This is a genomic window from Neisseria sp. P0021.S006 (genome assembly GCF_051956895.1).
Genome location: NZ_JBQCWZ010000471.1, coordinates 1 through 1,061, shown reverse-complemented (window position 1 = coordinate 1,061; position 1,061 = coordinate 1). Strand labels below are relative to the sequence as shown.

Annotated in this window: 1 protein-coding gene; it reads left to right on the top strand. The window is 50.6% G+C overall.

The window, feature by feature from the left end:
* Positions 1–78: 78 nt before the first annotated feature.
* Positions 79–1,029, top strand: coding sequence for a D-2-hydroxyacid dehydrogenase (locus tag ACTHUM_RS15060; RefSeq protein ID WP_070461530.1), 951 nt, complete (start codon positions 79–81; stop codon positions 1,027–1,029).
* Positions 1,030–1,061 lie beyond the last annotated feature (32 nt).

Below are 1,061 nucleotides of genomic sequence, written 5' to 3'. Positions count from 1 at the left end.
CCACTAACGCGTATATTTTAAATCCTTTATCCTAATTTAGATTTTATAAATCGATATTTTATTTTTGATAGGAATTTTATGAACCCGCTCCATATTGTCGTCCTCGACCGCGATACTCTCGTCAACCGCCCGTTTGATTTTGATTTTCCACATACATTGAGCAGCTACGGCACAACCGAAGCGCACGAAACCTTAGAGCGTATCCGCGGCGCGGACATTGTGATTACCAACAAAGTCGTGATTTCCGCCCAAGCATTTGCCGAAAATCCACAATTCAAGCTGGTTGCCGTTACCGCGACAGGCGTCAACAATGTGGACGTTGAGGCTGCCAAACAAAACGGTACGGCAGTGTGCAATATCCGCGCTTACGGCAATGAATCCGTGGCGGAACACGCGTTTATGATGATGATTACCCTGATGCGCAACCTGCCTGCCTATCAGCGTGACGTTGCGGCAGGCTTGTGGGAAAACTCACCGTTTTTCTGCCACCTCGGCGCACCGATGCGCGATTTGAACGGTAAAACGCTGGCGATTTTCGGTCGCGGCAATATCGGGAAAACGCTGGCAACTTATGCTCAGGCTTTCAAAATGAATGTCGTGTTCGCCGAACATAAAAATGCCCAAAGCGTCCGCGACGGTTATGTTTCCTTTGACGAAGCCATCCGCTCCGCCGATGTCGTATCGCTTAATTGTCCGCTCACGCCGCAAACGGCCAATATGATAGGCGAAGCTGAATTGCAGCAAATGAAACCCGGCGCCATCCTCATCAACTGCGGACGCGGCGGCTTGGTTGATGAAGCCGCTTTGGTTGCGGCGTTGAAATACGGCCAAATCGGCGGAGCAGGTTTTGACGTATTGACACAAGAGCCGCCGCGCGACGGCAACCCTCTGCTGAAAGCCCGACTGCCCAACCTCATCGTCACGCCACACATTGCATGGGCAAGCCAAGAGGCCGCCAACCGCCTGTTTGACATCCTTTTAGACAATATCAACCACTTTGTGGCCGGTAATCCGCAAAATCTGGTTTAATCTATGGAAAACCTGTTGATAAGGTTGTGAAC

Excerpts from the sequence above, each read along its gene's own strand:
- ACTHUM_RS15060 (WP_070461530.1), top strand. The coding sequence starts at position 79 with ATGAACCCGCTCCATATTGTCGTCCTCGACCGCGATACTCTCGTCAAC.